This is a genomic window from Escherichia sp. KTE96 (assembly GCF_000408525.1).
GTDB classification, from domain to species: domain Bacteria; phylum Pseudomonadota; class Gammaproteobacteria; order Enterobacterales; family Enterobacteriaceae; genus Escherichia; species Escherichia marmotae.
The window spans coordinates 3,062,197-3,084,738 of the sequence record NZ_KE137149.1 but is presented as its reverse complement, the minus strand read 5'-3'; the positions used below and the strand labels follow the sequence as shown (position 1 = coordinate 3,084,738).

At 47.0% G+C, this 22,542-nt stretch carries 21 protein-coding genes; 12 read left to right on the top strand and 9 right to left on the bottom strand.

The window, feature by feature from the left end; all coding sequences use genetic code 11:
• From A1WG_RS00245 to A1WG_RS00275, 7 genes are all read left to right on the top strand, one after another.
• Positions 1 to 1,419: a packaged DNA stabilization protein gp10 gene (locus A1WG_RS00245; RefSeq protein ID WP_016242491.1), complete on the top strand. Its 1,419-nt coding sequence runs from the start codon at positions 1 to 3 to the stop codon at positions 1,417 to 1,419.
• Positions 1,419 to 2,372, top strand: a complete 954-nt coding sequence (locus A1WG_RS00250) for a tail needle knob protein (protein ID WP_016242490.1) — start codon at positions 1,419 to 1,421, stop codon at positions 2,370 to 2,372. Before A1WG_RS00245 ends, A1WG_RS00250 begins: the two co-directional genes overlap by 1 nt.
• Complete coding sequence (locus tag A1WG_RS00255) at positions 2,372 to 2,827, top strand: DUF2824 family protein (RefSeq protein WP_016242489.1); 456 nt, start codon at positions 2,372 to 2,374, stop codon at positions 2,825 to 2,827. The genes A1WG_RS00250 and A1WG_RS00255 overlap by 1 nt, the downstream gene beginning before the upstream one ends.
• A 2-nt stretch (positions 2,828 to 2,829) precedes the next feature.
• Positions 2,830 to 3,525 carry a hypothetical protein gene (locus A1WG_RS00260; RefSeq protein WP_016242488.1) on the top strand — a complete coding sequence of 232 codons (696 nt, stop codon included), beginning with the start codon at positions 2,830 to 2,832 and terminating at the stop codon, positions 3,523 to 3,525.
• A 9-nt stretch (positions 3,526 to 3,534) separates the two neighbouring features.
• Positions 3,535 to 4,866: a phage DNA ejection protein gene (locus A1WG_RS00265; RefSeq protein ID WP_016242487.1), complete on the top strand. Its 1,332-nt coding sequence runs from the start codon at positions 3,535 to 3,537 to the stop codon at positions 4,864 to 4,866.
• Complete coding sequence (locus A1WG_RS00270) at positions 4,867 to 7,260, top strand: transglycosylase SLT domain-containing protein (protein ID WP_016242486.1); 2,394 nt, start codon at positions 4,867 to 4,869, stop codon at positions 7,258 to 7,260. It abuts the gene before it with no gap.
• Positions 7,261 to 7,424: 164 nt separating this feature from the next.
• Positions 7,425 to 9,824, top strand: coding sequence for a phage head-binding domain-containing protein (locus A1WG_RS00275; protein WP_016242485.1), 2,400 nt, complete (start codon positions 7,425 to 7,427; stop codon positions 9,822 to 9,824).
• A gap of 119 nt (positions 9,825 to 9,943) precedes the next feature.
• Here A1WG_RS00275 and A1WG_RS0122605 read toward each other — a convergent pair whose 3' ends face one another.
• A complete protein-coding gene (locus A1WG_RS0122605) occupies positions 9,944 to 10,675 on the bottom strand; it encodes a GDSL-type esterase/lipase family protein (protein ID WP_016242484.1) in 732 nt (243 codons plus the stop codon).
• Here A1WG_RS0122605 and A1WG_RS00280 point away from each other — a divergent pair, their 5' ends adjacent.
• Entirely contained in the window at positions 10,676 to 11,332 is a 657-nt protein-coding gene (locus tag A1WG_RS00280) for a DUF1796 family putative cysteine peptidase (protein WP_016242661.1), read from the top strand.
• Between the two features lie 671 nt (positions 11,333 to 12,003).
• Here A1WG_RS00280 and pliG read toward each other — a convergent pair.
• Both pliG and A1WG_RS00290 read right to left on the bottom strand, forming a co-directional pair.
• A complete protein-coding gene (gene pliG, locus A1WG_RS00285) occupies positions 12,004 to 12,405 on the bottom strand; it encodes a g-type lysoyme inhibitor PliG (protein ID WP_000700038.1) in 402 nt (133 codons plus the stop codon).
• Between the two features lie 192 nt (positions 12,406 to 12,597).
• Entirely contained in the window at positions 12,598 to 13,002 is a 405-nt protein-coding gene (locus A1WG_RS00290) for a DUF1398 family protein (RefSeq protein ID WP_000373061.1), read from the bottom strand.
• Between the two features lie 327 nt (positions 13,003 to 13,329).
• Between A1WG_RS00290 and zinT the strand changes: the two genes are divergently transcribed.
• Positions 13,330 to 13,977, top strand: coding sequence for a metal-binding protein ZinT (gene zinT / locus A1WG_RS00295; protein ID WP_001516569.1), 648 nt, complete (start codon positions 13,330 to 13,332; stop codon positions 13,975 to 13,977).
• A gap of 125 nt (positions 13,978 to 14,102) precedes the next feature.
• Here zinT and yedF read toward each other — a convergent pair whose 3' ends face one another.
• The gene (gene yedF, locus A1WG_RS00300; RefSeq protein ID WP_000790504.1) at positions 14,103 to 14,336 is read right to left on the bottom strand and encodes a sulfurtransferase-like selenium metabolism protein YedF; all 234 of its coding nucleotides are present in this window, start codon (positions 14,334 to 14,336) and stop codon (positions 14,103 to 14,105) included.
• Positions 14,333 to 15,538, bottom strand: a complete 1,206-nt coding sequence (yedE, locus tag A1WG_RS00305; protein ID WP_001516568.1) for a selenium metabolism membrane protein YedE/FdhT — start codon at positions 15,536 to 15,538, stop codon at positions 14,333 to 14,335. Before yedE ends, yedF begins: the two co-directional genes overlap by 4 nt.
• A 186-nt stretch (positions 15,539 to 15,724) precedes the next feature.
• Between yedE and yedD the strand changes: the two genes are divergently transcribed.
• On the top strand, positions 15,725 to 16,138 hold the full coding sequence (gene yedD, locus A1WG_RS00310) for a lipoprotein YedD (RefSeq protein ID WP_001516567.1): 414 nt from the start codon (positions 15,725 to 15,727) through the stop codon (positions 16,136 to 16,138).
• Between the two features lie 33 nt (positions 16,139 to 16,171).
• Here the strand turns inward: yedD and amyA are convergent, their stop codons facing one another.
• The 4 genes from amyA to fliD all read right to left on the bottom strand — a co-directional run bounded on the left by amyA (position 16,172) and on the right by fliD (position 19,942).
• Positions 16,172 to 17,659, bottom strand: coding sequence for an alpha-amylase (gene amyA / locus A1WG_RS00315; RefSeq protein ID WP_001516566.1), 1,488 nt, complete (start codon positions 17,657 to 17,659; stop codon positions 16,172 to 16,174).
• Between the two features lie 77 nt (positions 17,660 to 17,736).
• On the bottom strand, positions 17,737 to 18,102 hold the full coding sequence (fliT, locus tag A1WG_RS00320; protein WP_001015042.1) for a flagella biosynthesis regulatory protein FliT: 366 nt from the start codon (positions 18,100 to 18,102) through the stop codon (positions 17,737 to 17,739).
• Positions 18,102 to 18,512 (bottom strand): flagellar export chaperone FliS, encoded by a 411-nt coding sequence (fliS, locus tag A1WG_RS00325; protein WP_000286599.1) that lies wholly within the window; start codon positions 18,510 to 18,512, stop codon positions 18,102 to 18,104. The genes fliT and fliS overlap by 1 nt, the downstream gene beginning before the upstream one ends.
• Before the next feature lie 14 nt (positions 18,513 to 18,526).
• Complete coding sequence (gene fliD / locus A1WG_RS00330) at positions 18,527 to 19,942, bottom strand: flagellar filament capping protein FliD (protein ID WP_001516565.1); 1,416 nt, start codon at positions 19,940 to 19,942, stop codon at positions 18,527 to 18,529.
• Positions 19,943 to 20,187: 245 nt separating this feature from the next.
• On the opposite strand from fliD, the gene A1WG_RS00335 reads away from it, so the two are divergent.
• Complete coding sequence (locus A1WG_RS00335) at positions 20,188 to 21,498, top strand: FliC/FljB family flagellin (protein ID WP_001516564.1); 1,311 nt, start codon at positions 20,188 to 20,190, stop codon at positions 21,496 to 21,498.
• 305 nt (positions 21,499 to 21,803) lie between these two features.
• Complete coding sequence (fliA, locus tag A1WG_RS00340) at positions 21,804 to 22,523, top strand: RNA polymerase sigma factor FliA (RefSeq protein ID WP_000839544.1); 720 nt, start codon at positions 21,804 to 21,806, stop codon at positions 22,521 to 22,523.
• Positions 22,524 to 22,542: the final 19 nt, after the last annotated feature.

Below are 22,542 nucleotides of genomic sequence, written 5' to 3'. Positions count from 1 at the left end.
ATGCCGATTCAGCAACTTCCGCTTATGAAAGGTGTCGGTAAAGACTTCCGAAACGCCGACTATATCGACTATCTGCCAGTGAATATGTTGGCTACACCCAAAGAAATCCTGAACAGCAGCGGATATCTTCGCTCATTCCCGGGCATTGCCAAACGCTCTAATGTGAACGGCGTATCGCGCGGCGTCGAGTACAACATGGCGCAGAGTGCTGTTTATCGCGTGTGTGGTGGCAAGCTGTACAAAGGAGAAAATGCAGTCGGTGATGTTGCCGGAAGTGGTCGCGTATCAATGGCGCATGGCCGGACATCACAGGCGGTAGGCGTTAATGGTCAACTTATCGAGTATCGCTATGATGGCACGGTTAAAACCGTCTCAAACTGGCCTACAGACAGCGGATTCACGCAGTATGAGTTAGGTTCAGTCCGCGACATTACACGCTTACGTGGGCGTTATGCGTGGTCAAAAGACGGCACGGATTCATGGTTTATCACTGACCTTGAAGACGAATCGCATCCTGACCGTTACAGTGCACAATATCGTGCCGAGTCTCAGCCTGACGGAATCATCGGCATCGGCACATGGCGAGACTTCATCGTCTGCTTTGGTTCATCGACGATTGAATATTTTTCCCTCACTGGTGCAACCACAGTTGGTGCCGCGTTGTATGTCGCACAGCCATCGCTGATGGTGCAGAAAGGCATTGCCGGAACTTACTGCAAAACGCCGTTTGCTGATTCCTATGCGTTCATCAGCAATCCGGCAACAGGTGCTCCGTCTGTATACATCATCGGCTCCGGTCAGGTATCACCAATCGCCAGCGCGAGCATTGAGAAAATTCTCCGCTCCTACACTGCTGATGAACTGGCTGATGGTGTGATGGAGTCTCTGCGATTTGATGCGCATGAGTTGCTGATTATCCATCTTCCGCGTCATGTTCTTGTTTACGACGCATCTTCAAGCGCCAATGGTCCGCAATGGTGTGTGCTGAAAACAGGCCTGTATGACGATGTGTACCGCGCTATCGACTTCATTTACGAAGGCAATCAGATAACGTGCGGCGATAAGCTGGAATCGGTGACCGGGAAATTGCAATTCGATATCAGCAGCCAGTACGACAAGCAACAGGAACATCTGCTGTTTACTCCGTTGTTCAAAGCGGATAACGCCAGAGTGTTCGACCTTGAGGTTGAATCGTCAACTGGCGTTGCGCAGTACGCCGACAGCCTGTTCATCTCTGCAACCACTGACGGCATAAATTACGGTCGTGAGCAGATGATTGAGCAGAATGAACCGTTCGTTTATGACAAACGTGTTTTGTGGAAGCGAGTAGGGCGCATCAGGAAAAATGTCGGCTTCAAATTGCGCGTTATAACGAAGTCACCTGTCACTCTGTCTGGCTGCCAGATAAGGATTGAGTAATGGCTGATTCGAATCTCAATGAGCCGGTAATCATCCAGGCTACGCGGCTCGACACATCAGTCCTTCCGCGCAATATCTTCTCGCAGTCATATCTGCTGTACGTTATCGCACAGGGCACTGATGTTGGTAACGTGGCTAACAAGGCCAACGAAGCAGGGAAGGGGGCTTATGATGCACAGGTGAAGAATGATGAGCAGGATGTCACCCTTGCAGACCATGAATCCAGAATTGAAGCTGCTGAAGCAACTCTCATCAATCATGAACATAGAATTGCAGCAGCGGAAAGCACTCTTGCAGATCATGAAACAAGGATTACGGCTGCTGAAACAGAGCTGGCTGATCACGAGACACGAATTGCTGCCAATGAATCTGAGTTAGCAAACCATGATGCGCGCATAACTCAGAATAAAACCGATATCGACGCACTTGATACCAGGCTCACAGCGGCAGAAGGAAGTATTTCGACGCTACAAAGCACAGTTGGTGATCACTCAACAAGAATATCTGCGCTTGAGTATGCCACCACGCGCAAGAAATCAGAGGTTGTTTACTCAGGAGTATCTGTAACCATCCCGACAGCGCCGACTAACCTTGTTAGCCTGCTGAAAACGCTCACGCCGTCATCCGGAACGTTGGCACCATTCTTCGACACCGTTAACAACAAGATGGTTGTGTTCAACGAGAACAAAACCTTGTTCTTCAAGCTGTCGATCGTCGGGACGTGGCCCAGCGGAACCGCTAACAGGTCAATGCAGCTAACCTTGTCCGGTTCTGTTCCTGACACGTTGGTTAGCAGTCGTAATGCGGTGACAACAACCGACAACATCCTGTTAGCTACGTTCTTCAGCGTGGATAAAGACGGCTTTCTTGCCACAAATGGCAGCACGTTAACCATTCAGTCGAATGGTGCGTCGTTTACTGCCACAACCATCAAGATAATCGCGGAGCAGTAATGATTCAGTTCAAACCAACGCGAAACATCGACCTGATCGAAGCAGTCGGAAATCACCCTGACATTATTGCCGGAAGCAACAACGGTGATGGATACGACTACAAGCCTGAATGCCGTTACTTTGAGGTGAACGTGCACGGGCAGTTCGGCGGCATTGTTTACTATCAGGAGATTCAGCCGCTGACCCTCGATTGCCACGCCATGTACCTGCCAGAGATTCGCGGCTTCAGCAAGGAAATCGGGCTGGCGTTCTGGCGATACATTCTGACCAACACCACCGTTCAGTGCGTCACATCATTTGCTGCACGCAAATTCCGCCACGGGCAGATGTACTGCGCAATGATTGGCCTTAAGCGTGTAGGAACCATCAAGAAATACTTCAAAGGCGTGGATGACGTGACGTTTTACAGCGCCACACGCGAAGAACTAATCGACTTCCTGAATCACGGGAGATAGCCATGTTATATGCATTTACGCTGGGCAGAAAACTGCGCGGCGAGGAACCTTATTGCCCTGAAAAAGGCGGGAAAGGTGGCAGTTCTGATAAAAGCGCAAAGTATGCCGCAGAAGCTCAGAAGTATGCCGCAGACCTGCAGAATAAGCAGTGGCAGACGATCATGAAAAACCTTGCTCCGTTCACGCCACTCGCTCAGCAGTACGTATCACAATTGCAGAATCTTTCCTCTCTTCATGGGCAAGGTCAGGCACTTAACCAGTATTACAACTCTCAGCAGTACAAAGATCTTGCTGGTCAGGCTCGCTATCAGAGTCTGGCTGCAGCGGAAGCAACAGGTGGATTGGGTTCCACTGCAACCGGTAATCAGTTAGCAACAATCGCACCAACGCTTGGTCAGCAGTGGCTGTCTGGTCAGATGAACAACTACCAGAATCTGGCAAATATTGGTCTTGGCGCACTGCAAGGTCAGGCAAACGCCGGGCAGACATATGCCAACAACATGAGTCAGATTTCGCAGCAAAGTGCGGCTCTTGCCGCTGCTAATGCCAATAAACCATCAGGTCTTCAGACAGCAATTAGCGGCGGAGCTTCAGGGGCTATGACTGGCGCTGCTCTTGGCTCTATTGTTCCCGGACTTGGTACTGGATTAGGAGCGGCAATTGGTGGCGGGCTTGGCCTGCTTGGCTCGTTGTTTTAAGGGGTAATCATGGCTACTTGGCAAGGATCAAATGGCGGATTGTTGGCTGGTATCGGTGGCGTCAACTCAAACGCTCCTAGCGTAAATGACATCGGCAATACGCTTCAGCTTATCAGGCAGAACAATGATTTTGAGCGTTCAGGCGCTAACAATGTTGGGCTGACTGCTTTGCAAGGTCTTTCAGGTATAGCGAGTGTTTTTCAGCAGGAAAAGCAGGCTCAGCGGCAGAAAGAATTTCAGCAGGCATACGCTAATGCTTATGCGTCTGGTGATCGCGGTGCCTTGCGTCAGTTGGCTACTCAATATCCAGACCAGATTGAATCCGTTCGTAAAGGCATGGGATTCATTGATGAAGATCAGCGTAATTCTATCGGCACCTTAGCGGCTGGCGCACGCCTTGCGTCATCGTCTCCAGAAGCAATGCAATCATGGCTGCAAAACAACGCCGGTGAGTTAGCTCGTGTTGGCGTTAATCCTCATGACGTCGCTCAGATGTACCAACAGAACCCGCGGCAGTTCGGCGAATTTGTCGATCACCTAGGGATGAACAGTCTCGGGCCCGAAAAATACTTTGACCTACAGGATAAAATGCAGGGTCGCCAGGTTACCATGCGCGGTCAGGATCTGGATTCGCAAACCGCCGCTCGGAATCAGGCAATCACAATGCGCGGACAAGATATCCAGGCGAATTTAGGTCAGCAGCGCATTAATCTGGACGCAGAAACAAACCGCATTAACAACGAAAATAAGCGCCTTGACCGGATGCTATCAGCAGAAACTAACGACCTGAAGCGCCAGGAAATACAGAGCCGCATAGCAGCCAACAACCAGCAGTTGCAGCAGAAGCAGCAAGCGCTAAATGATGGCTACAAAGACGGCATCAACACCCTCACAACCAGCATGTTCACTCTGAACGATATCGTTAGTTCTCCTTCACTTAAGAGCATTACAGGCTTACGTGGAGTAATCCCCAACGTTCCAGGCTCACAGGCTGCAGACACTCAGGCACGACTTGATACCTTTAAATCACAAGCATACCTGACAGCGGTTCAGGCCATGCGAGGCATGGGCGCACTTTCTGATGCCGAGGGCAAAAAGCTCGACCAGGCTGTTGGTTCGCTGCAGAACTCGCAGAGCGAGGAGTCCTTTCGTCGCAACGCTGGCGTCATTCTGAACACGCTCAACCAGAAGCGTAATGAGGCGGTTGGTAAGTACGTTCAGCAAAACGGCATCAAGCGAGTGGAAGCGCCTCAGGCTTCTATAGATTACCTGAAGCAGCACCCCGAGCTGTCAATCGACTTCATTAATCGCTACGGATATCTTCCATCTTTGGGGCAGTAAATGGCTAATTACCGTGATTTGTTAGAGCAGGCTGGCGCACGTTACGGTGTGCCAGAAGGGTTGATGACTGCACTGGGTGCCAAGGAGTCTTCTTACAACCCTGCCGCAGTAAGCTCCGCCGGGGCTGTAGGGTTGACTCAGGTCATGCCTGGGACATGGCGTGATATGGGTTATACCGATGAGCAAATGCAAAACCCCGAATATCAGGCTGACGCTGGCGCGCGCTATCTGGCAAAGATGTACCAGCAGTTTGGTAACTGGCGTGACGCTCTTCAGGCTTATCACGACGGTCCCGGCAACGTTATGAAGGCAAAGCGTGGCGAATATACGCCAGGACCTGAAGGCCGCGGTTACGTTGATGATCGCTTTGCTCAATGGGCGGGTGACCCGGTGACAGACTCAACAGTCGAACAGCGCGCCACCTCTGCAAAGGTACATCCTCAGCAAGACCCTAACAACCCGTTTGCACAACTGGAAGCACAGTCATCCGAACAAGTATCGGCATCAGGCGTGCAGTCAGACCCAAATAATCCATTTGCTCAGATTGAGCAGCAGGCAGCCAGTCAGCAGCCACCTCAACCCGTAAGTTCTGTCGCACCGAAACCTGTTCAGCAGCAAGGCGGAATAATGTATGACCTTGGTAATGGACTTGCTGAAACCGGGCGCGGCTTACTACAGGCAGGAATCAACGTAGCGAACATACCTGCTGAACTCACTGATGCTGTAACAAGCGCGGCGGCTTGGGCTGGCGGTAAACTCGGTATTGGCGATGGTACATATCAACCAGCACCACGAGTAACAACGCAGGGATTAGAGCAAGACTTTGGACTTAAGCAAGGCGCGCTGACTCCACAAACGACAGAGGGAAGGGTATTTGCTGAAGCATTGCCTTACCTCACTCCTGCTGGCATTGAGAGAGCGGCAACACAGGCACCAACACTTGCTGGTCGAATTGCTCAGGGGGCAACTCGCCTTCTAGCAGAAAACGCAGTTGGATCACTTGCTGCAAATAGTGCGAAAGATGATGCGGAAGCACTCGCCACCGATTTAGGCGTTGGTGTACTTGCTGGCGGTGCTATTAACGCTGCCGGACGTGGATTAGGTGCTGCTTATCGTGGCGTTCGTGGTGCTATCGCGCCAGAAGCGCAGCAAGCTATCAGATTTGCAGAGCGTGAAGGAGTGCCTCTGCACACCACAGACCTGTTACAGCCTACTTCCCGCGTCGGAAAAATGGCGCAAACGACAGCAGAAAATATCCCCCTGGCTGGCACAAGCGGAATGAGAGCAACGCAACAGGAAGCGAGAAGCCAGTTGGTGCAGAGATTTGCTGATAAATTCGGTGAGTATGATCCAGCTGTTGTTATTGACAGCCTTAAAGCGAAAACATCAGGAATTCGTCGTGCTGCAGGGAACCGTCTTGAGCAGGTTCAGAATGCAATGGCGGGAGTCAATATCCAGCCTGCGCGAGCAATTCAGCAGATTGATACTGAGATATCTAATCTGAAGAAGCTTGGTAAGGTTGCTGATAACGAGACAATTTCAAAACTTCAGTCATATCATGATGAGCTTGTTCGCAATGCTGGCCCTGATGGTCCGGTAAATCTGGATTTGAAGCAATTAAGCGACCTGCGCAGTCAGTTCAGAATGGACGTGAAGGGTGAGCGACCAGTGTTACCAAACCGTTCCGATGCTGCCATTCAGCGCGTTTACAAGGCGATGACCGACGATATCAATGGTGCCATTGGTCATAATCTTGGCAACGATACTCTCCGTAAATATCAGCAGGCCAATGCCGTCTACGCTGACGAAGCGGCGAAACTAAAGAATACCAGGCTGAAGAATGTTCTCATGAAAGGCGACCTGACACCGGAAATTGTCAACAACATGCTATTCAGCAAGAACAAATCGGAAATTAAGACGCTGTATAACTCAGTTGGTCGTGTTGGCAGGGCGCAAATGCGCAATGGCATCATTGGAAAGGCGATGGAGAAATCTGGCGGATCCCCTGACCAGTTCCTTCGGCAGCTTAACATCCTGCAAAACCAGACTGGCATCACATTTAAGGGGCAGGATGCTGCTTATCTGAAAGGATTGAAAAATTACCTTCAGTCCACTCAGCAGGCAGCAAAAGCGGCAGTAACAACACCCACAGGGCAGCAAACCATCCCGTTCATTATCGGGTATGGGACGGCAATGAACCCGGCGACAACTGGCGCAGCAGTAAGCTACGGACTTCTTACTCGCGCCTATGAGAGCGAACCATTCAGAAATGCAATGCTCAGAATGGCAAACACCCCACGCGGATCAACAGCCTTTGAGAAAGCAATGCAGCAGGCACAAAAGGCAATTAACGCTCTGACGCAGGGGGCTAAGTCTGATTCGTTGTCAGAATAGCTTTGCAAACACCAGAAATGTGCAAAAACCAAATATATAGAACGCAATATTCAACTGATCTTTTTGCATAGACTCATCTCATAGTTAACAAATCATAACTTACATTAATGCAATGCCGGGCAAGTTGCATCTTGTTCCGCATTGCTACGTCTGGAGAAAATTAAATGACAGACATTACAGCCAATGTTGTAGTGAGTATGCCTTCGCAACTCTTCACTATGGCGCGTTCTTTTAAAGCAGTAGCCAACGGCAAAATTTATATCGGAAAAATTGACACTGACCCGGTAAGTCCAGAAAACCAGATTCAGGTTTATGTAGAGAACGAAGACGGCTCTCATGTTCCTGTTTCGCAGCCAATCATCATTAACGCTGCTGGATATCCGGTATATAACGGGCAGATTGCCAAATTCGTAACTGTTCAAGGCCATTCTATGGCTGTATATGATGCATATGGCACTCAGCAGTTCTATTTCCCTAATGTGCTGAAGTATGACCCGGATCAGCTACGGCAGCAGTTAGAAGACCCGGATGGTGCTAAAAAATATCCCGAATTGCAGATTGCACGATGGCGTGATGACAAAGATGTTCGCGGTTGGGGGGCTATCAGTGATGGAATAACTGACGCTACTGAGGCATTCTCTAACGCAGGCTATAGAATGTTTGTTCCTGATGGCGATTTTGCAGTAAATACTCTCGAAGTTGATGTATCTTCTGCTCGAGGTATTGGGAGGATTGTTGCAGATAATGGCTCTCTTATTTCCGTTTCTCGTCTACTTGAAACTGACAAACTTGCGCAGAGAAAAATGATGGAACCTTTTTTTGGTTTTCAGGGAGAAACAAACACAGAAATTTATCCTAATGCCAGAAATGCGTTACAGGGGATCGCATATTGCCGTGTTAATGGCATTGAAAAACTATTTGTCACACAACGGCCTGTTGGGCCAACCTGGTCGGATAAAGAAAGAGTTCGTATTGTTGAGTTTAATCTTTATGATGATGGAAGGGTAGTAAACCATGTTGCGTATTCTCCAGAATTAAACCTTGGGCACGGATTTGATCTTTCTGCCATGGTGGAGAATGGTCAAGTATATTTATATACATCAAGTGTAACCAATTCAGGTGAAGATGGGGAGTCTGCAGGCAAAGGGTTTAGTAAAATAACTTGGCGAGGGGCAGGAACAACTCAGTCTGACGTAAAAAGTTATAATGTATGGGGGATTACTGGTAGCGGTCACCCATTTCAAGATTACAATCGTGCAGGAATTGCCATTTCTTCTGACGGTCGTCTTTTAATAATGGTTAATACACCAAAGAGTGATGCCGCTAAACGAACTGTATTTATATACGATAAAATATCAATTGATAAACTTGAAGATAAAACATTAGCAAACCCCATGTTTGTTTGGGAAATGAGCGACTCACCTTCTGAAGGCGCTTACTCTGTACAAGGTATTGCGTCTGATGGAAGATATATACATATACTTAAGGGAGGCACTAATGCTTTTGGAAAGCATCATATCTTTACATATGATTTAACAGGTAATTTACTAAGAAAATTAGATATCGATGATGCAAGGTCGCAATATGGGCGCGATGGGTTGCTTAACCATCCAACTCTTGGGAATCCAGCCAGATTCGAGCCGGAAGGTTTAACTATTCGTGGCGAAGAAATAATTATAAGCTGCATAGAAACATGGAGGGCAGGAGCTAATATTGTAAACTGGCGTGGAAGAAGATGGGCTGCATCATCTATTGAGACTTCTGGAATAATTGGTGTTCCTCCATCAAATGGCTCTTATTGGGTGGAAACAACCAAGGATGCAAATTCTGGAGACTGGAGTCCTGATACAGATTATGGATGGGGAAGTAGCTATTCTCTTGAGAAAAAGACAATTTACTCTATACGACCAGCGACTGGTAACAACGATGAGCAGAACCTTAATTCTGGCATAACCAATGCTTCAAGTAATGCAGGTGTAGATGCCGGAGAAAGCGGGCGAAATATATCATTTAGATGGCGCAATGCTTTTAATATTGTTGCATTTAGCGAACGTCTTGGTGAGTACTTCGACGCTATTATGTATGATAATAGCTCAAGACTAAGAATATACGATCAGCAAAACGGTAGTGATAACACTGTTTATGGCTCAATCCAGGCACTATTTACGTCATCATTTAAGGGATTGATTTTAAGGGGGAGGGGGGTATCAGCATCAAATAGTTCCTATATTAGGTTACATTCATCTGATGATCCAAACTACCCAAATTCGATCATTGAAGGAACAAGAACAGATGGAAGTTTTTCCAGGGAAACAGATTCAAACGGCACCACTACATTTGCATCGGACTCAGAGCACGAACCGTTGCGTATCAGAAGGGCTTCAGATGGTTTGTTGTTTGCATACGAGAAAGTAAGAGGTACAACTCTCTTTGGAATTTATAGAGGCTCCGGTTCACCTGAGGGTGTTGTGACCGCACCTCAGGGGTCAATGTACATTGATTATAATGGTGATTGGTATCAAAAAAAAACAGGAACAGGAAATACCGGATGGATACTAAAATAAATATAGTTTTTTCAATTAAAGTGCTAGTGCATTAAGCCATGATAAACAAATAAAATAAACCTCTATTGCTTTATTCTATATAAAAAACCACCTCATAATGAGATGGTTTTTTACTATTCTTATTTTTTAATTAAAGGGTATATGATTGACGCCCACATTAAATACCCATTACCATTTAGATGGACTCCATCATCGCTATACTTAGCTAGTATTTTTCTATCTTTTGCCATGTGCACGTTAAGATCTACGAAACGACAATAATTAGATACAGAGCAATAGTTATTTATTGCATTATTTAATTTTAATATTTTTATGTTGTCATTTAACCTGCTTTCTCTTGACACGTAAAGGGTGGACTGAATGAATACATTAATTCTGTGTTTGTGTAGTTTTTTTATTATATGCTTATAGTCACGAACCACATCATCAACACTTCTTTTTCTTCTGAAATCATTTGTTCCGCCCATAATGAATACATATTTGGGCTTTAATAAAAATATAGAATCAATCCTTCTTTTCATAAATTTAACTTCATCTCCCCCAATGCCCCTATTTGCTACAGATAAACTAGGAAGAAGCTCATTCCACTCTCCTCGCGCGGTTATGCTATCGCCAAGCATAACAATATCCCTTTGCTCCTTTAATAACTCAAACATCGACTCCCTCATGCGATATGGTGGCGTTTTGTTTGTATCAGAAGCAAATGAAAAAAATGGTATAGATAACAAAAACATAAAAATAAACAAATTATCAACAATGTGCTTACTTGTTTGTTTGCTTTTGTTAACTGTTTGACTGATTAATAAGGCAATGTTATGATTTTTGTCGTCATAAAATGTAAGGAAAATCATATGAATAAAGGCCTTTTTCTTCCTTGTGGAGAGTATGATTTTATAGCAAGCCTTGGTAAAAAATGTCAACCAGCAGGAAGGTTAAAGCGATTTGGGTTGAGGACATTTAGTGGACCATTTGATTGGTTTGCCTCTCAAAAACTACCTCAAGTTACAAAAATAATTAATAAGGGGTGCGACCACCTTTTCTTGCCTGAAAATATAAAAATTAATGGCAGATTTAAAAATTGTATTGATATCACAGATACAGCGACTGGATTTCGAAGTATTCACGATATTCTTATTGATGACTATGAAAAACAAGGTATTGAAGTCTGCTTGTTTAATATGATGAAAAAAATAAAGGCGAGAAGAAAAAGATTTATAGAGAAAACCAATGAGTCGGAACGTGTTTTACTCGTTAGATTGAATGCAGAACGAGATGCTGTGTATAAACTGAGAAGTGTTTTGGATAAAAAATTCCCAACAACAAAAATAGATCTTCTTATTTTTAAGGAGCGCAAAGGAGAAGACCTTTGCAATATAGACTTTGATATGCCAGATACTTATGTAGTATCTGGTGATAATGAACCAACCAACGATGAGTGGTTGGGTAGCGATCAAGCTTGGAAGATTATGCTTTCATCTGTAAAGATTAGGACTTATTATAGTTCATAATATTTAAATGTTAGATAGCACTGGCAGTATATAATTTATATAGCCATAAAAAATAACACACAAAGCTTTGCACTGGATTGCAAGGCTTTGTGCTCTTCGATGCTGAGTGGTGGGGCATATATGGGGCAAATCACACCGTTAGATCTACGGAGAACTACGATGCTTGATGTTTCAGTCAACTCTAACCGCCTGTTATCTGGTGTGCTCTTGGGCGATCTGTGTCATTTATGAAATATACATGGTCATATGATGTCCATGCAGGTGTAGGTTTTGTAACTTGTTGACTATGAGAGTGAAAAGAAGCGCGGCTGTCGGATTGGAGCCGCGGGACAAGGTCCAAAATTATCTAAGAGTTGTTGAATTTCCCAGCTTCTGTTGAAGCATATGCATCTTACTAATAACTAAAAAAGGTTTAAACTAAAAAATTAACCGTATTTTCAGGTAAGTCTTACCGACATATCCTCACCGCATTCAGACGGTTAAAGAAGCCGTATTTAGCGCGTAAACAGGGCGCTGGGGTGTCCCTTATGCCAGCAGATTCAATCGGGTGGGAAGACTCCGGGTCATATTTCATGTGGCAGGAACAGCGTCATAGACAGCCTCTGTCTGTTACTGACAGTTATCCTCAGGTACAGGAAAGCAATGACGGGGATAGCCCCGTCAATTTCTGTTTACTCAATCTGTATGTTGACGCTGTATTTTTTTACTTTGTTTTTACGAGCGTCATTACGGGTTTGAAGCACTCTTAGCTCATATTTACCGGAAGCGGGAAGGATGTACTGACCATTGTCATCAAGCTCGGGAGAATATCTGGAGAGATCAACAGAGTCGCTAATTCCTGGCCCAAAGAGGACAATATCAGCACCCTCATTGGAGATACTGATATGCACCTTCTGGCCTTTTTTGGCATAGAAGTTATATGTGTCGTAATCGTACCCCTTTATCTCTCCTGAGTACTGGGCGCTACTATGCCCCTTTCTGAACTCAACATTAATGTCCTTGCCAGCGGCAGAGGCCGTTGAGGTTAGCAGTGCAAAAAGAAAAATGGCTTTACCTATGGCATTGATTTTCATGTGTGTTCTCCTCAGTCAGGGTAAAACTGTTCGCTGTTATAATATAACAATTTTTGGCAGGCATTTTCCATGAACTTCCCGTCTGGGAGCTGCTATGAGCGTGAGTGGTGTCAGAGAAGAGAAAATCAAGCCAGAGATAATCTGACAGATACCTGTACGGATAACTGTCAGATCTGAAATGAGCTAATACATCTAAATTAAGGGTTTATTGTTCTCAACATCTTCAATATATAAGAGTGTATTATCGATAGAATAGTAACGACGTTTATTATCGTTAACGTCAGTAACCCACCGGAAGACACCCGCATTCGCGAGCGTTATACAATATTCCCGAAAAGTAGATCTTCTGGCAATGTGAGTCCGGGCTGCTTTTATTACTTGCTCAGGGTTCTTAGTGGCACTGACTTTTAATAGATTTCTGCTTCCTCTTATTAACAATACCTTGTCATCGTGTGTAACGATCCTAATGTTATCTGTAGCAAGATAGTAAATGTAATGCGCAATATGATGACGTTTTAACTCTGTGTAAAACCAGGAAAAGTTTAGCTCCGTTCTCACTTGCTCAAACATCTTTTGGAAAATAGCAACCTGATCCATCAGGGGGAATAATCTCTTGTTGGTTGTGAGAGTTTGTAGTTTGCATGATTGGTGCTATTCCTTCAATCAGATCCGATGACTTAATGTTGTCTCTGTACTGCATTCATGATTTCCCGTTATTACTGGCAGCGCAGTAAGACAAAATCATTACAATAAAAGCTTTCAACGGCGCATTTTTTCAACGGTTGTAGTTGGTGATAAAGACGTACTAAATGTAGGGTTATGGTGCGTGTGTTTGGTTAGGTTTTGCTATTCGTTCTTCAGTGTTGTTTTTATTAAATGTTATGTTATAACATTATGTGATGTTGAAGCGGGAGGACAAACTGGATGATGATTGTTAATAAATTGGCTTTTGCTCTGGGGTTACTATTAGCAGGCAACTATGCACTTGCTCATGGGCATCATTCACATGGGGCACCACTGACAGAAATGGAACAAAAAGCAGCAGAGGGTATTTTTGATGATAATAACGTGAAGGATAGATCCCTCGCTGATTGGGAGGGTATTTGGCAATCGGTGTACCCCTTGCTTCAAAGTGGTGATCTTGATCCTGTCTTTAAAATGAAAGCAGAAAAAGAACCGGGTAAATCATTCGCAGATATTAAAGCCTACTATCAGAAGGGATACATAACAGATGTTGACACAATTGGCATCGAAAATGGTGTTATGGAGTTCCATCGAGGGGAGGAGATGACTTCCTGTAAATATAATTACAGTGGGTTTAAAATACTGACATATAAATCAGGGAAGAAAGGTGTGCGTTATCTGTTTGAGTGCCGGGAACCAGCCAGTAAAGCCCCTAAGTTTGTGCAGTTTAGTGATCATATTATTGCCCCTCGTAAATCATCCCATTTTCATATATTTATGGGGAATACGTCACAACAGCAGTTACTTGAAGAAATGGACAACTGGCCAACTTATTATCCTTATCAGTTACAGACGAAAGAAATTGTGGATGAGATGCTTCACCACTAATTCATTCCTGCGTGGTCATAAAATATTGAGACTATTTTTCTGATATACCACGGACTTTCTGTACGTCCACAATGGAGAATTCGTAGCAAAGATACTCCCGCTGCCTGAAACAGCGGGAGAAAAGATTACTTCTGAATTAAATAACGAATGGTCGGCCCGTCTTGTTGGATATCCAGTACGGTATAGCCGTGGTTACGTGCGTCCAGTGGAATATTATTAATTGACTGCGGACAGTCGCTGACCACTTCGAGGATCTCGCCTTTTTTTAACTGCGGCATCGCCTCAAGGGTCGCGACCGCCGGATAAGGGCAGGGTTCACCCACCATATCAAGACGGTAATCAGGAACGATATTTTTCATGCAATCTCCTTAGCAGTTTGCAGCGCCGCGCGGCGGAAGAAGCGTTTCTCCCAGCCGATAATCAACATCAGGGCAGCGAACAACAGTAAATATGTCACCAGCAGGCCGCCCATTGGGCCAAAGGTTTTCAGCAGGTTGATTTTGTCCCAGTCGGTGGCCAGTGCCGGGGCGAAGTCATCCCAGTAATAAGCCAGAATCGTTGAGCCGATAACATTACCCAGCCCAACCCACCAGTAGTGCACCTGGCCTTCCACTGCACGGTACATCCAGCCAGTTTCGCAGCCGCCCGCCAGCACAATACCAAAGCCAAACAGTAACCCGCCAATGACGGCGTTCGGGCCAGCCCACATGATTTTCGGTTCTACACCTAACTGTACGTAACTGAAAATACCGATGGCACTTACCGCCATACCGATAATGATCGCTTTCGCCATATGGGTACGCCCGGTGATCCACATATCGCGGAACGCCGAAGTAAAGCAGATTTGCGCGCGTTCAATCAGTAAGCCAAAGCCGACGCCAAACAGCATTGCCAGCCCCAGCTTCGGTTGATTCATCGCCGTTAACAGCGCCCAGCCCAACATGCCAAAAAAGACCAGCATCCCGAGGCGGAAACGACGCCGTGCCTGATCTGGTTTTTGTGTTAGCGGTGAGGCGGCAGAGACTTTTTGCATTTTTACCGGGATACGGAAGACTGGCAGCAGAGTAAAGCGTGCACCAAACCATGAGCCAATGGCGGTGGCGATGGCAAAGAACCAGGCGTGCAGTGAGAACTGCGGAATGCCAGTGAAAAATGCAGCCAGGTTACAGCCCATCGCCAGACGCGCGCCGAAACCAGCGATAATCCCGCCAATAATAGCCTGCATAATGCGGATACGGCTGCGCGGCATACGTAATTTAACGTTGTTGGCCCACAGAGCCGCGGCAAAACAGCCGCCAAACATACCAAGAATCATCATCCCGTCAATGCGGGTTAATGGCGATCCTTCCAGATGGATAATTTTAAAATAGCCCCACTCTTCGGCATGGACGCCAAACAGTTGCAGGAGCTGACCACCCCAACGGGTAAATTCGCCGGTAACAGCCCAAAAGGTGCCGGTGATGCCAAAATAATAAGTGGAGAGAATACCCGCCGCGATGACCGCAGGGATGGGGGCCCAGAATTTAATCAACCAGGCTTGTTTGAATTGCTGCCATGACATGTATATAGCCTCTGAACTCAGAAGGTTTGAAACAAGAGCCGCGAATAATACACCAGACAAATTCTTTTTCGTGGTAATAATTCACAAAAATAATGGTTAGATCAAATTTATCTTTGGGCCTGGAAAGGCTGGCAGCATCAAGGCATTAATGCCACAATCTTCTTTTCTTCTCATGCAGGATGAATGATGAAAAAACTCGCAATTGCAGGCGCACTTATGCTGCTGGCTGGCTGTGCCGAAGTTGAAAATTATAACAATGTTGTGAAAACGCCCGCGCCAGACTGGCTGGCGGGCTACTGGCAGACTAAAGGGCCGCAACGTGCTCTGGTCAGCCCGGAAGCGATAGGTAGCCTGATTGTCACTAAAGAGGGTGATACGCTGGATTGCCGTCAGTGGCAGCGGGTGATTGCTTTACCGGGTAAGTTGACGCTGATATCTGATGATCTCACTAACGTTACTGTCAAACGTGAACTGTACGAGATTGAGCGTGACGGTAACACTATTGAATACGATGGCATGACGATGGAACGCGTGGATCGACCAACGGCTGAATGTGCTGCTGTGCTGGAAAAAGCGCCGTTGCCGACGCCACTACCGTAATGAAATATCCCCGGTTTGCCGCCGGGGATGTGTTTAAATCACCTCTTCGATAACCCACACACTGACGCTACCGCCGTTGCAAAAAAAGGTCGCTTCGCCATTTTCATCGGTCACCACGCTCTCTTGCCGATTGCCCAGAAAATCACGCCAGGTTTTATTGCCGTAATTCTCTCCCAGATGAATGGTTTTTTCGCCATCGTCACCGTTTGACATCACCACCACACAGCCTGGATATTCGTCGGTGCCGCTGCGACTAAAGGCAATACAGTTCGGATGATCGAAAAATAACGTCTGTACACCGTGGGCGAAGCGCTGGCGGGCGAGGATTAACTCATCGAGCTGTTCGATTATTGGCATATCTATCGGATAGGTTTGCCCGTCACCGCCGACATCTTCGTAATGAGCACCGTACAGATCAGGGTAGAACACTGAAGGGACGCCATTTTCCCGCAGCAAAATAAGGGCATACGCCAGCGGTTTAAACCACGGTTCTACCGGAGCTTCAAGGGCTTGTAACGGTTGGGTATCGTGGTTGGCGACCAGTGTAACGGCATGGAAAGGATCGGCTTCCACCAGCGTACCGGTGAATATCTGCGTCATATCGTAGTTGCGCCCCATTCGGGATGCTTCATGGAATTTCATTTGCAGCGGCGCATCAAATAGCATGGTTTTGCCTTCTACCTGGGCAATATATGTTTGCAGCTTATCTACTTCACGCGACCAGTATTCCGCCACAATAAATAGCGGTTTTGGCGCGACTTCCTGCACGTGTTCGATCCACTCTTTATAAAACCAGGCTGGAATATGTTTTACTGCGTCGAGACGAAAACCGTCGCACTGCGTTTGCTCCATCACCCAGCGTGCCCAGTATTTAAGCTCTTCCGTGACGGCATGGTTGCGAAAATCGATATTTTCGCCCATCAGATAGTCGAAATTACCTAACTCATCATCAACCTGGTCATTCCAGCCTTCGCCGGTGTAGTCGTTGACGATTTTAAAAATGCCATCTTCGTTTGGATTTTCGATATGGTCGATGCCGCTAAAACATTTGAAGTCCCAGATGAACTGCGAGTATTGACCGGCACGAGCCGGGAAGGTGTAACGGGTCCAGCCTTCGCACTCAATGATTTCATCATCAATTTGCGTGCGATCATCTGCATTGACGCGCTGTACGCGAATGGCTTCTTTTTCGTCAGCCCCCATTTTGTGGTTGACGACCACGTCCAGCAGTACGGCAATGTCATTGCGTTTGAGTGCGTCAATGGCCGCCAGCAACTGTGCTTTATCGCCATATTTGGTGGGGATGCTGCCTTTCTGATCAAACTCGCCTAAATCAAATAAATCATAGGAGTCGTAGCCAACAGAATACCCGCCCGATGCGCCTTTATAGGCGGGCGGCAGCCAGATCATATTGATACCAATATCATTTAAACCGTCGGCGCGCTCGGCCAGTTCAGGCCAGAGCTTGCCGCCTTCCGGGTAATACCAATGAAAACATTGCAACAGCGTGGGGTTACGCATTCTTCGACTCCGCTCAAGGGGAACATTAGAAGCGTAGCCGTAATCGGATTATTCGCGAGCAATCAGCTCTTTAAGCTTCAAAAGAGATTTTCCTGCGGCGCCAGCACGTAGCCACCCTGATCGCCGTAGGTGCTTAACACCGATTTTTGCATTGATGACTGACCGACCAGTTTCGCCAGTTCATCCATCCGAATCTGCAATAACTGTTTTACTTTGTTTTCGTTTTCCAGAACGAGGCGCAGCATAGGTCTGAGTTGCTCCTGGATCATGGCAGAGGGTTCCATTTCTTCCGTTAAGTGTGCAATTTTTTGCACCGCATTGACATATTCCATTTCGCTGGCGATGAGTTCATCCCACCGTCCTTCTGTCGCCAGGCGTAACATGAGCTGGCTTTTTTCGACGAGTTGTTGCCAGGCAAAATACAAGTGCGGTGCATGGTTCATCAGACAGGGTCCTGAATCAATGAAGGGGAGAGTAGAGACTCTTTCCAGGCATCGGCAAGATTGCGCATTAAAGTTTCCACTTCTGCGACTGCGGAGACATCGTTGCGTAAATTAGCTTGCAGCAAACGCCTGATCATATAGCTATAGAGTGCAATCAAATTCTGGGTTAATTCGTCCTGACTTTCTTCGTCAAGACTGAGTCTCAGCCCGTTCTCAATAATGTTGATCGCTTTTGACAAAGAGACGCCTTTGCCTTCCTGATTGTTGTCCTGCATAAACAAGCGCGCTCTTACCAGCGCACTCAACACGCCGTCAAATAGCATGGTGACCAGTTGCTGTTGGCTGGCACTCATTACGGCGCTTTCGACGCCAATTTGTGCGTAGGCCTGGGTGCCTTTTGCGCTGTACATTGTCTCTCCTGAGATTATTTCGAACTGCTATTTGAGGTGTCGAACTGTTGTGTCAGATAGCTGCTGGTGGAGTTCAGCGAGTTCATTAACACATCTAATTGGGTGAACTGGGCTTTATAGCGCGCCATTAATGTATCGATGCGTTCGCTGGCGGCATTGTATTGATCGGTCAAATTGTTCAGCGTTTTGCTGACGCCATCTTTTGCGGCCTGGATTATCCCGGTGGAGGAGAGCCAACTGGTCAGGTTGCTGCTAATGCTGGTGGTTACGCCTGTACTTTTACCGTCACCAATAAACATTTCACCGACGCCAGCAGCATCTTTTTTCAGCGCTGTTTGCAGTTTGTCGGTCGCTATTTCCAGCTTTCCGGTACTGGCATCGCTGGTAATGCCAATTTGTGCCAGCGTTTTATAGTTTGAACTGCTGTGGGTATTGGCGAGCAAGGTTTTAAGCTGAGTCTGGATGGTACGCAGTGTGGAGTCACCGAGTAATGCACCATTGCTGGAATCCTGGTTTTCAGCACCGGCATCGACGGCTGTGTATTTCGTTAAGTTGCTGAAGGTATCCTGTAATGCGTTATAGGCATCCACCCACGCTTTAACCGCATTTTCAGCTTTGGATGTATCTTTACTGATGGTCAGTGTCTGATTACCGGTGGTGACGTCATTCAGGTTGAGGGTGATATCTTCCAGCGCGTCACTGATAGTATTGCTGCTGTTTTCAATCTCAACGTTATTGACCGTCAGTTTGGCGTTCTGCGCGGTGACGCTTTCAACCATGCCATTGCTGCTATCACCCGAAGTTCCGTTGTAACCCATAAAACTTTGCAGGGTGCTGTCACCGCTGACGCTGAGCTTCATGGCGTTGTCGCTACCGGTATCATTGGCGGTGATGGACAAACGATACTCGCCATTACCCACATTGATGATACTGGCGCTGACACCAGCTTTGGCGTTGTTAATGGCATCGCGAATACCGGAGAGCGACGAATCAGCCGCACTGATATCAATCGTGACCGGCTCTTTACCGCCGCCTTGCTGGATGGTCAGTACGCTATCGCTGGTGGCGATGGCGGCTTTACTGTCTTTTTGACTATTTTGGGTGGTCAGCGTCTGCGCCTGCGCCAGTTGGCTGACGCTAATGGTGTATTTCCCGGCAATCGCGCTGCCCGTGGTCGTGGCGCTGAAAGCTGATGAACTGCTGGTGGTTGAGGTGGCGGTAAATAAATCGGCTTTATTCAGTGCTGTATTGGCCGTCTGGAAACTCTCCAGCGCGCTTTTCAGCGTCCCGTAGGCGCTCAGTTTCGCGGTGTAAGAACTTTGCTGTTTCGATATCGGCGTCAGGGTAGATTTTTCTGCCGCCTCCAGACTGTCGAGGATGCTGCTTAAGTCCAGCCCCGACCCAACCCCAAGCGTTGAAATACTCGCCATATAGATTCCTTAATCATGCGACATGTAGAACGAATACCGGGGTTATCGGCGTAAGTGGGGCAAAGTTTACGATTTATTTTTGGGCTTAATGACACGAACAGCAACGAGGAAGGGGAGTATTTCGACCGCTAGAAAAAAATTCTAAAGGTTGTGAGTGACCAGACGATAACAGGGTTGACGGCGACGAAGCCGAAGGGTGGAAGCCCAATACTTAAACCGTAGACTTGAAAACAGGAAAATGAATTATGGCACAAGTCATTAATACCAACAGCCTCTCGCTGATCACTCAAAACAACATCAACAAAAACCAGTCTGCGCTGTCGACTTCTATCGAACGCCTCTCTTCTGGCCTGCGTATTAACAGTGCGAAAGATGACGCTGCCGGTCAGGCGATTGCTAACCGTTTCACCTCTAACATTAAAGGCCTGACTCAGGCTGCGCGTAACGCCAACGACGGTATTTCTCTGGCGCAGACCACAGAAGGTGCGTTGTCTGAAATCAACAACAACTTGCAACGTGTGCGTGAGTTGACCGTTCAGGCGACGACCGGTACTAACTCTGATTCTGACCTGTCATCTATTCAGGACGAAATCAAATCCCGTCTGGATGAGATTGACCGTGTTTCCGGTCAGACCCAGTTCAACGGCGTGAATGTACTGGCAAAAGACGGTTCGATGAAGATTCAGGTTGGCGCGAATGATGGCCAGACTATTAGCATTGATTTACAGAAAATTGACTCTTCTACATTAGGGTTGAATGGTTTCTCCGTTTCTGCTCAATCACTTAACGTTGGTGATTCAATTACTCAAATTACAGGAGCCGCTGGGACAAAACCTGTTGGTGTTGATTTCACTGCTGTTGCGAAAGATCTGACTACTGCGACAGGTAAAACTGTCGATGTTTCCAGCCTGACGTTACACAACACCCTGGATGCGAAAGGGGCTGCCACCGCACAGTTCGTCGTTCAATCCGGTAGTGATTTCTACTCCGCGTCCATTGACCATACAAGTGGTGAAGTGACGTTGAATAAAGCCGATGTCGAATACAAAGACACCGATAATGGACTAACGACTGCCGCTACTCAGAAAGATCAGCTGATTAAAGTTGCCGCTGACTCTGACGGCGCGGCTGCGGGATATGTAACATTCCAGGGTAAAAACTACGCTACAACGGCTCCAGCGGCGCTTAATGATGACACTACGGCAACAGCCACAGCGAACAAAGTTGTTGTTGAATTATCTACAGCAACTCCGACTGCGCAGTTCTCGGGGGCTTCTTCTGCTGATCCACTGGCACTTTTAGACAAAGCCATTGCACAGGTTGATACTTTCCGCTCCTCCCTCGGTGCCGTTCAAAACCGTCTGGACTCTGCGGTAACCAACCTGAACAACACCACCACCAACCTGTCTGAAGCGCAGTCCCGTATTCAGGACGCCGACTATGCGACCGAAGTGTCTAACATGTCGAAAGCGCAGATCATCCAGCAGGCGGGTAACTCTGTGCTGTCTAAAGCTAACCAGGTGCCGCAGCAAGTTCTGTCTCTGCTGCAGGGCTAATCGTCGTAATATAATGACAGCAAACGCCAAATTGCCTGATGCGCTATGCTTATCATGCCTACAAGGTGAATCGCAATTAATTAAATTTGCATATTCGCGTAGGTCGGATAAGGCGTTTACGCCGCATCCGGCAAGATGAGGCGGACTTTGTCAGCTATCTTAACCCCGCTCCAGCGGGGTTATTCTGCTCGCTATTTACCGATTACCCCAAATAACCCCTTATTTCACCCATTAATCGTCCGATTAAAAAACCTGCAGAAACGGATAATTATGCCGATTATTTATATAACGCAGGGCTGTTTATCGTGAAATCACTCTATACCGCTGAAGGTGTAATGGATAAACATTCGCTGTGGCAGCGTTATATCCCGCTGGTGCGTCACGAAGCATTGCGCCTGCAGGTTCGACTGCCCGCGAGTGTAGAACTTGACGATCTGCTACAGGCAGGCGGCATTGGATTACTTAATGCTGTTGAACGTTATGATGCCCTGCAAGGAACGGCATTTACAACTTACGCAGTGCAGCGTATCCGTGGTGCTATGCTGGATGAACTTCGCAGCCGTGACTGGGTGCCGCGCAGCGTGCGACGCAATGCACGTGAAGTGGCGCAGGCAATAGGGCAACTGGAGCAGGAACTTGGCCGCAACGCCACAGAAACGGAAGTGGCAGAACGTTTAGGGATTGAAATCGCTGATTACCGGCAAATGTTGCTTGATACTAATAACAGCCAACTTTTCTCTTATGATGAGTGGCGCGAAGAGCACGGTGATAGCATCGAACTGGTTACTGACGATCATCAGCGGGATAACCCGTTACAGCAGTTACTGGACAGTAATTTGCGCCAGCGGGTAATGGAAGCCATCGAAATGTTGCCGGAGCGCGAACAGTTGGTATTAACGCTCTATTACCAGGAAGAGCTTAATCTCAAAGAGATTGGCGCGGTGCTTGAGGTCGGTGAATCGCGGGTTAGTCAGTTACACAGCCAGGCTATTAAACGGTTACGCACCAAACTGGGTAAGTTATAACTCAGGTAAATGCCGCACA

What these genes read in the sequence shown, in the direction of transcription:
- amyA (WP_001516566.1), bottom strand. Translation starts at nt 17,659, where the DNA reads ATGCGTAACCCCACGCTGTTGCAATGTTTTCATTGGTATTACCCGGAA.
- A1WG_RS00260 (WP_016242488.1), top strand. Translation starts at nt 2,830, where the DNA reads ATGTTATATGCATTTACGCTGGGCAGAAAACTGCGCGGCGAGGAACCT.
- A1WG_RS00255 (WP_016242489.1), top strand. Translation starts at nt 2,372, where the DNA reads ATGATTCAGTTCAAACCAACGCGAAACATCGACCTGATCGAAGCAGTC.
- A1WG_RS00275 (WP_016242485.1), top strand. Translation starts at nt 7,425, where the DNA reads ATGACAGACATTACAGCCAATGTTGTAGTGAGTATGCCTTCGCAACTC.
- A1WG_RS00270 (WP_016242486.1), top strand. Translation starts at nt 4,867, where the DNA reads ATGGCTAATTACCGTGATTTGTTAGAGCAGGCTGGCGCACGTTACGGT.
- A1WG_RS00265 (WP_016242487.1), top strand. Translation starts at nt 3,535, where the DNA reads ATGGCTACTTGGCAAGGATCAAATGGCGGATTGTTGGCTGGTATCGGT.
- A1WG_RS0122605 (WP_016242484.1), bottom strand. Translation starts at nt 10,675, where the DNA reads ATGATTTTCCTTACATTTTATGACGACAAAAATCATAACATTGCCTTA.
- A1WG_RS00245 (WP_016242491.1), top strand. Translation starts at nt 1, where the DNA reads ATGCCGATTCAGCAACTTCCGCTTATGAAAGGTGTCGGTAAAGACTTC.
- yedF (WP_000790504.1), bottom strand. Translation starts at nt 14,336, where the DNA reads ATGAAAAATATCGTTCCTGATTACCGTCTTGATATGGTGGGTGAACCC.
- A1WG_RS00290 (WP_000373061.1), bottom strand. Translation starts at nt 13,002, where the DNA reads ATGGATCAGGTTGCTATTTTCCAAAAGATGTTTGAGCAAGTGAGAACG.
- fliD (WP_001516565.1), bottom strand. Translation starts at nt 19,942, where the DNA reads ATGGCGAGTATTTCAACGCTTGGGGTTGGGTCGGGGCTGGACTTAAGC.
- fliT (WP_001015042.1), bottom strand. Translation starts at nt 18,102, where the DNA reads ATGAACCATGCACCGCACTTGTATTTTGCCTGGCAACAACTCGTCGAA.
- A1WG_RS00250 (WP_016242490.1), top strand. Translation starts at nt 1,419, where the DNA reads ATGGCTGATTCGAATCTCAATGAGCCGGTAATCATCCAGGCTACGCGG.
- pliG (WP_000700038.1), bottom strand. Translation starts at nt 12,405, where the DNA reads ATGAAAATCAATGCCATAGGTAAAGCCATTTTTCTTTTTGCACTGCTA.
- A1WG_RS00280 (WP_016242661.1), top strand. Translation starts at nt 10,676, where the DNA reads ATGAATAAAGGCCTTTTTCTTCCTTGTGGAGAGTATGATTTTATAGCA.
- fliS (WP_000286599.1), bottom strand. Translation starts at nt 18,512, where the DNA reads ATGTACAGCGCAAAAGGCACCCAGGCCTACGCACAAATTGGCGTCGAA.
- yedE (WP_001516568.1), bottom strand. Translation starts at nt 15,538, where the DNA reads ATGTCATGGCAGCAATTCAAACAAGCCTGGTTGATTAAATTCTGGGCC.
- yedD (WP_001516567.1), top strand. Translation starts at nt 15,725, where the DNA reads ATGAAAAAACTCGCAATTGCAGGCGCACTTATGCTGCTGGCTGGCTGT.
- A1WG_RS00335 (WP_001516564.1), top strand. Translation starts at nt 20,188, where the DNA reads ATGGCACAAGTCATTAATACCAACAGCCTCTCGCTGATCACTCAAAAC.
- zinT (WP_001516569.1), top strand. Translation starts at nt 13,330, where the DNA reads ATGATGATTGTTAATAAATTGGCTTTTGCTCTGGGGTTACTATTAGCA.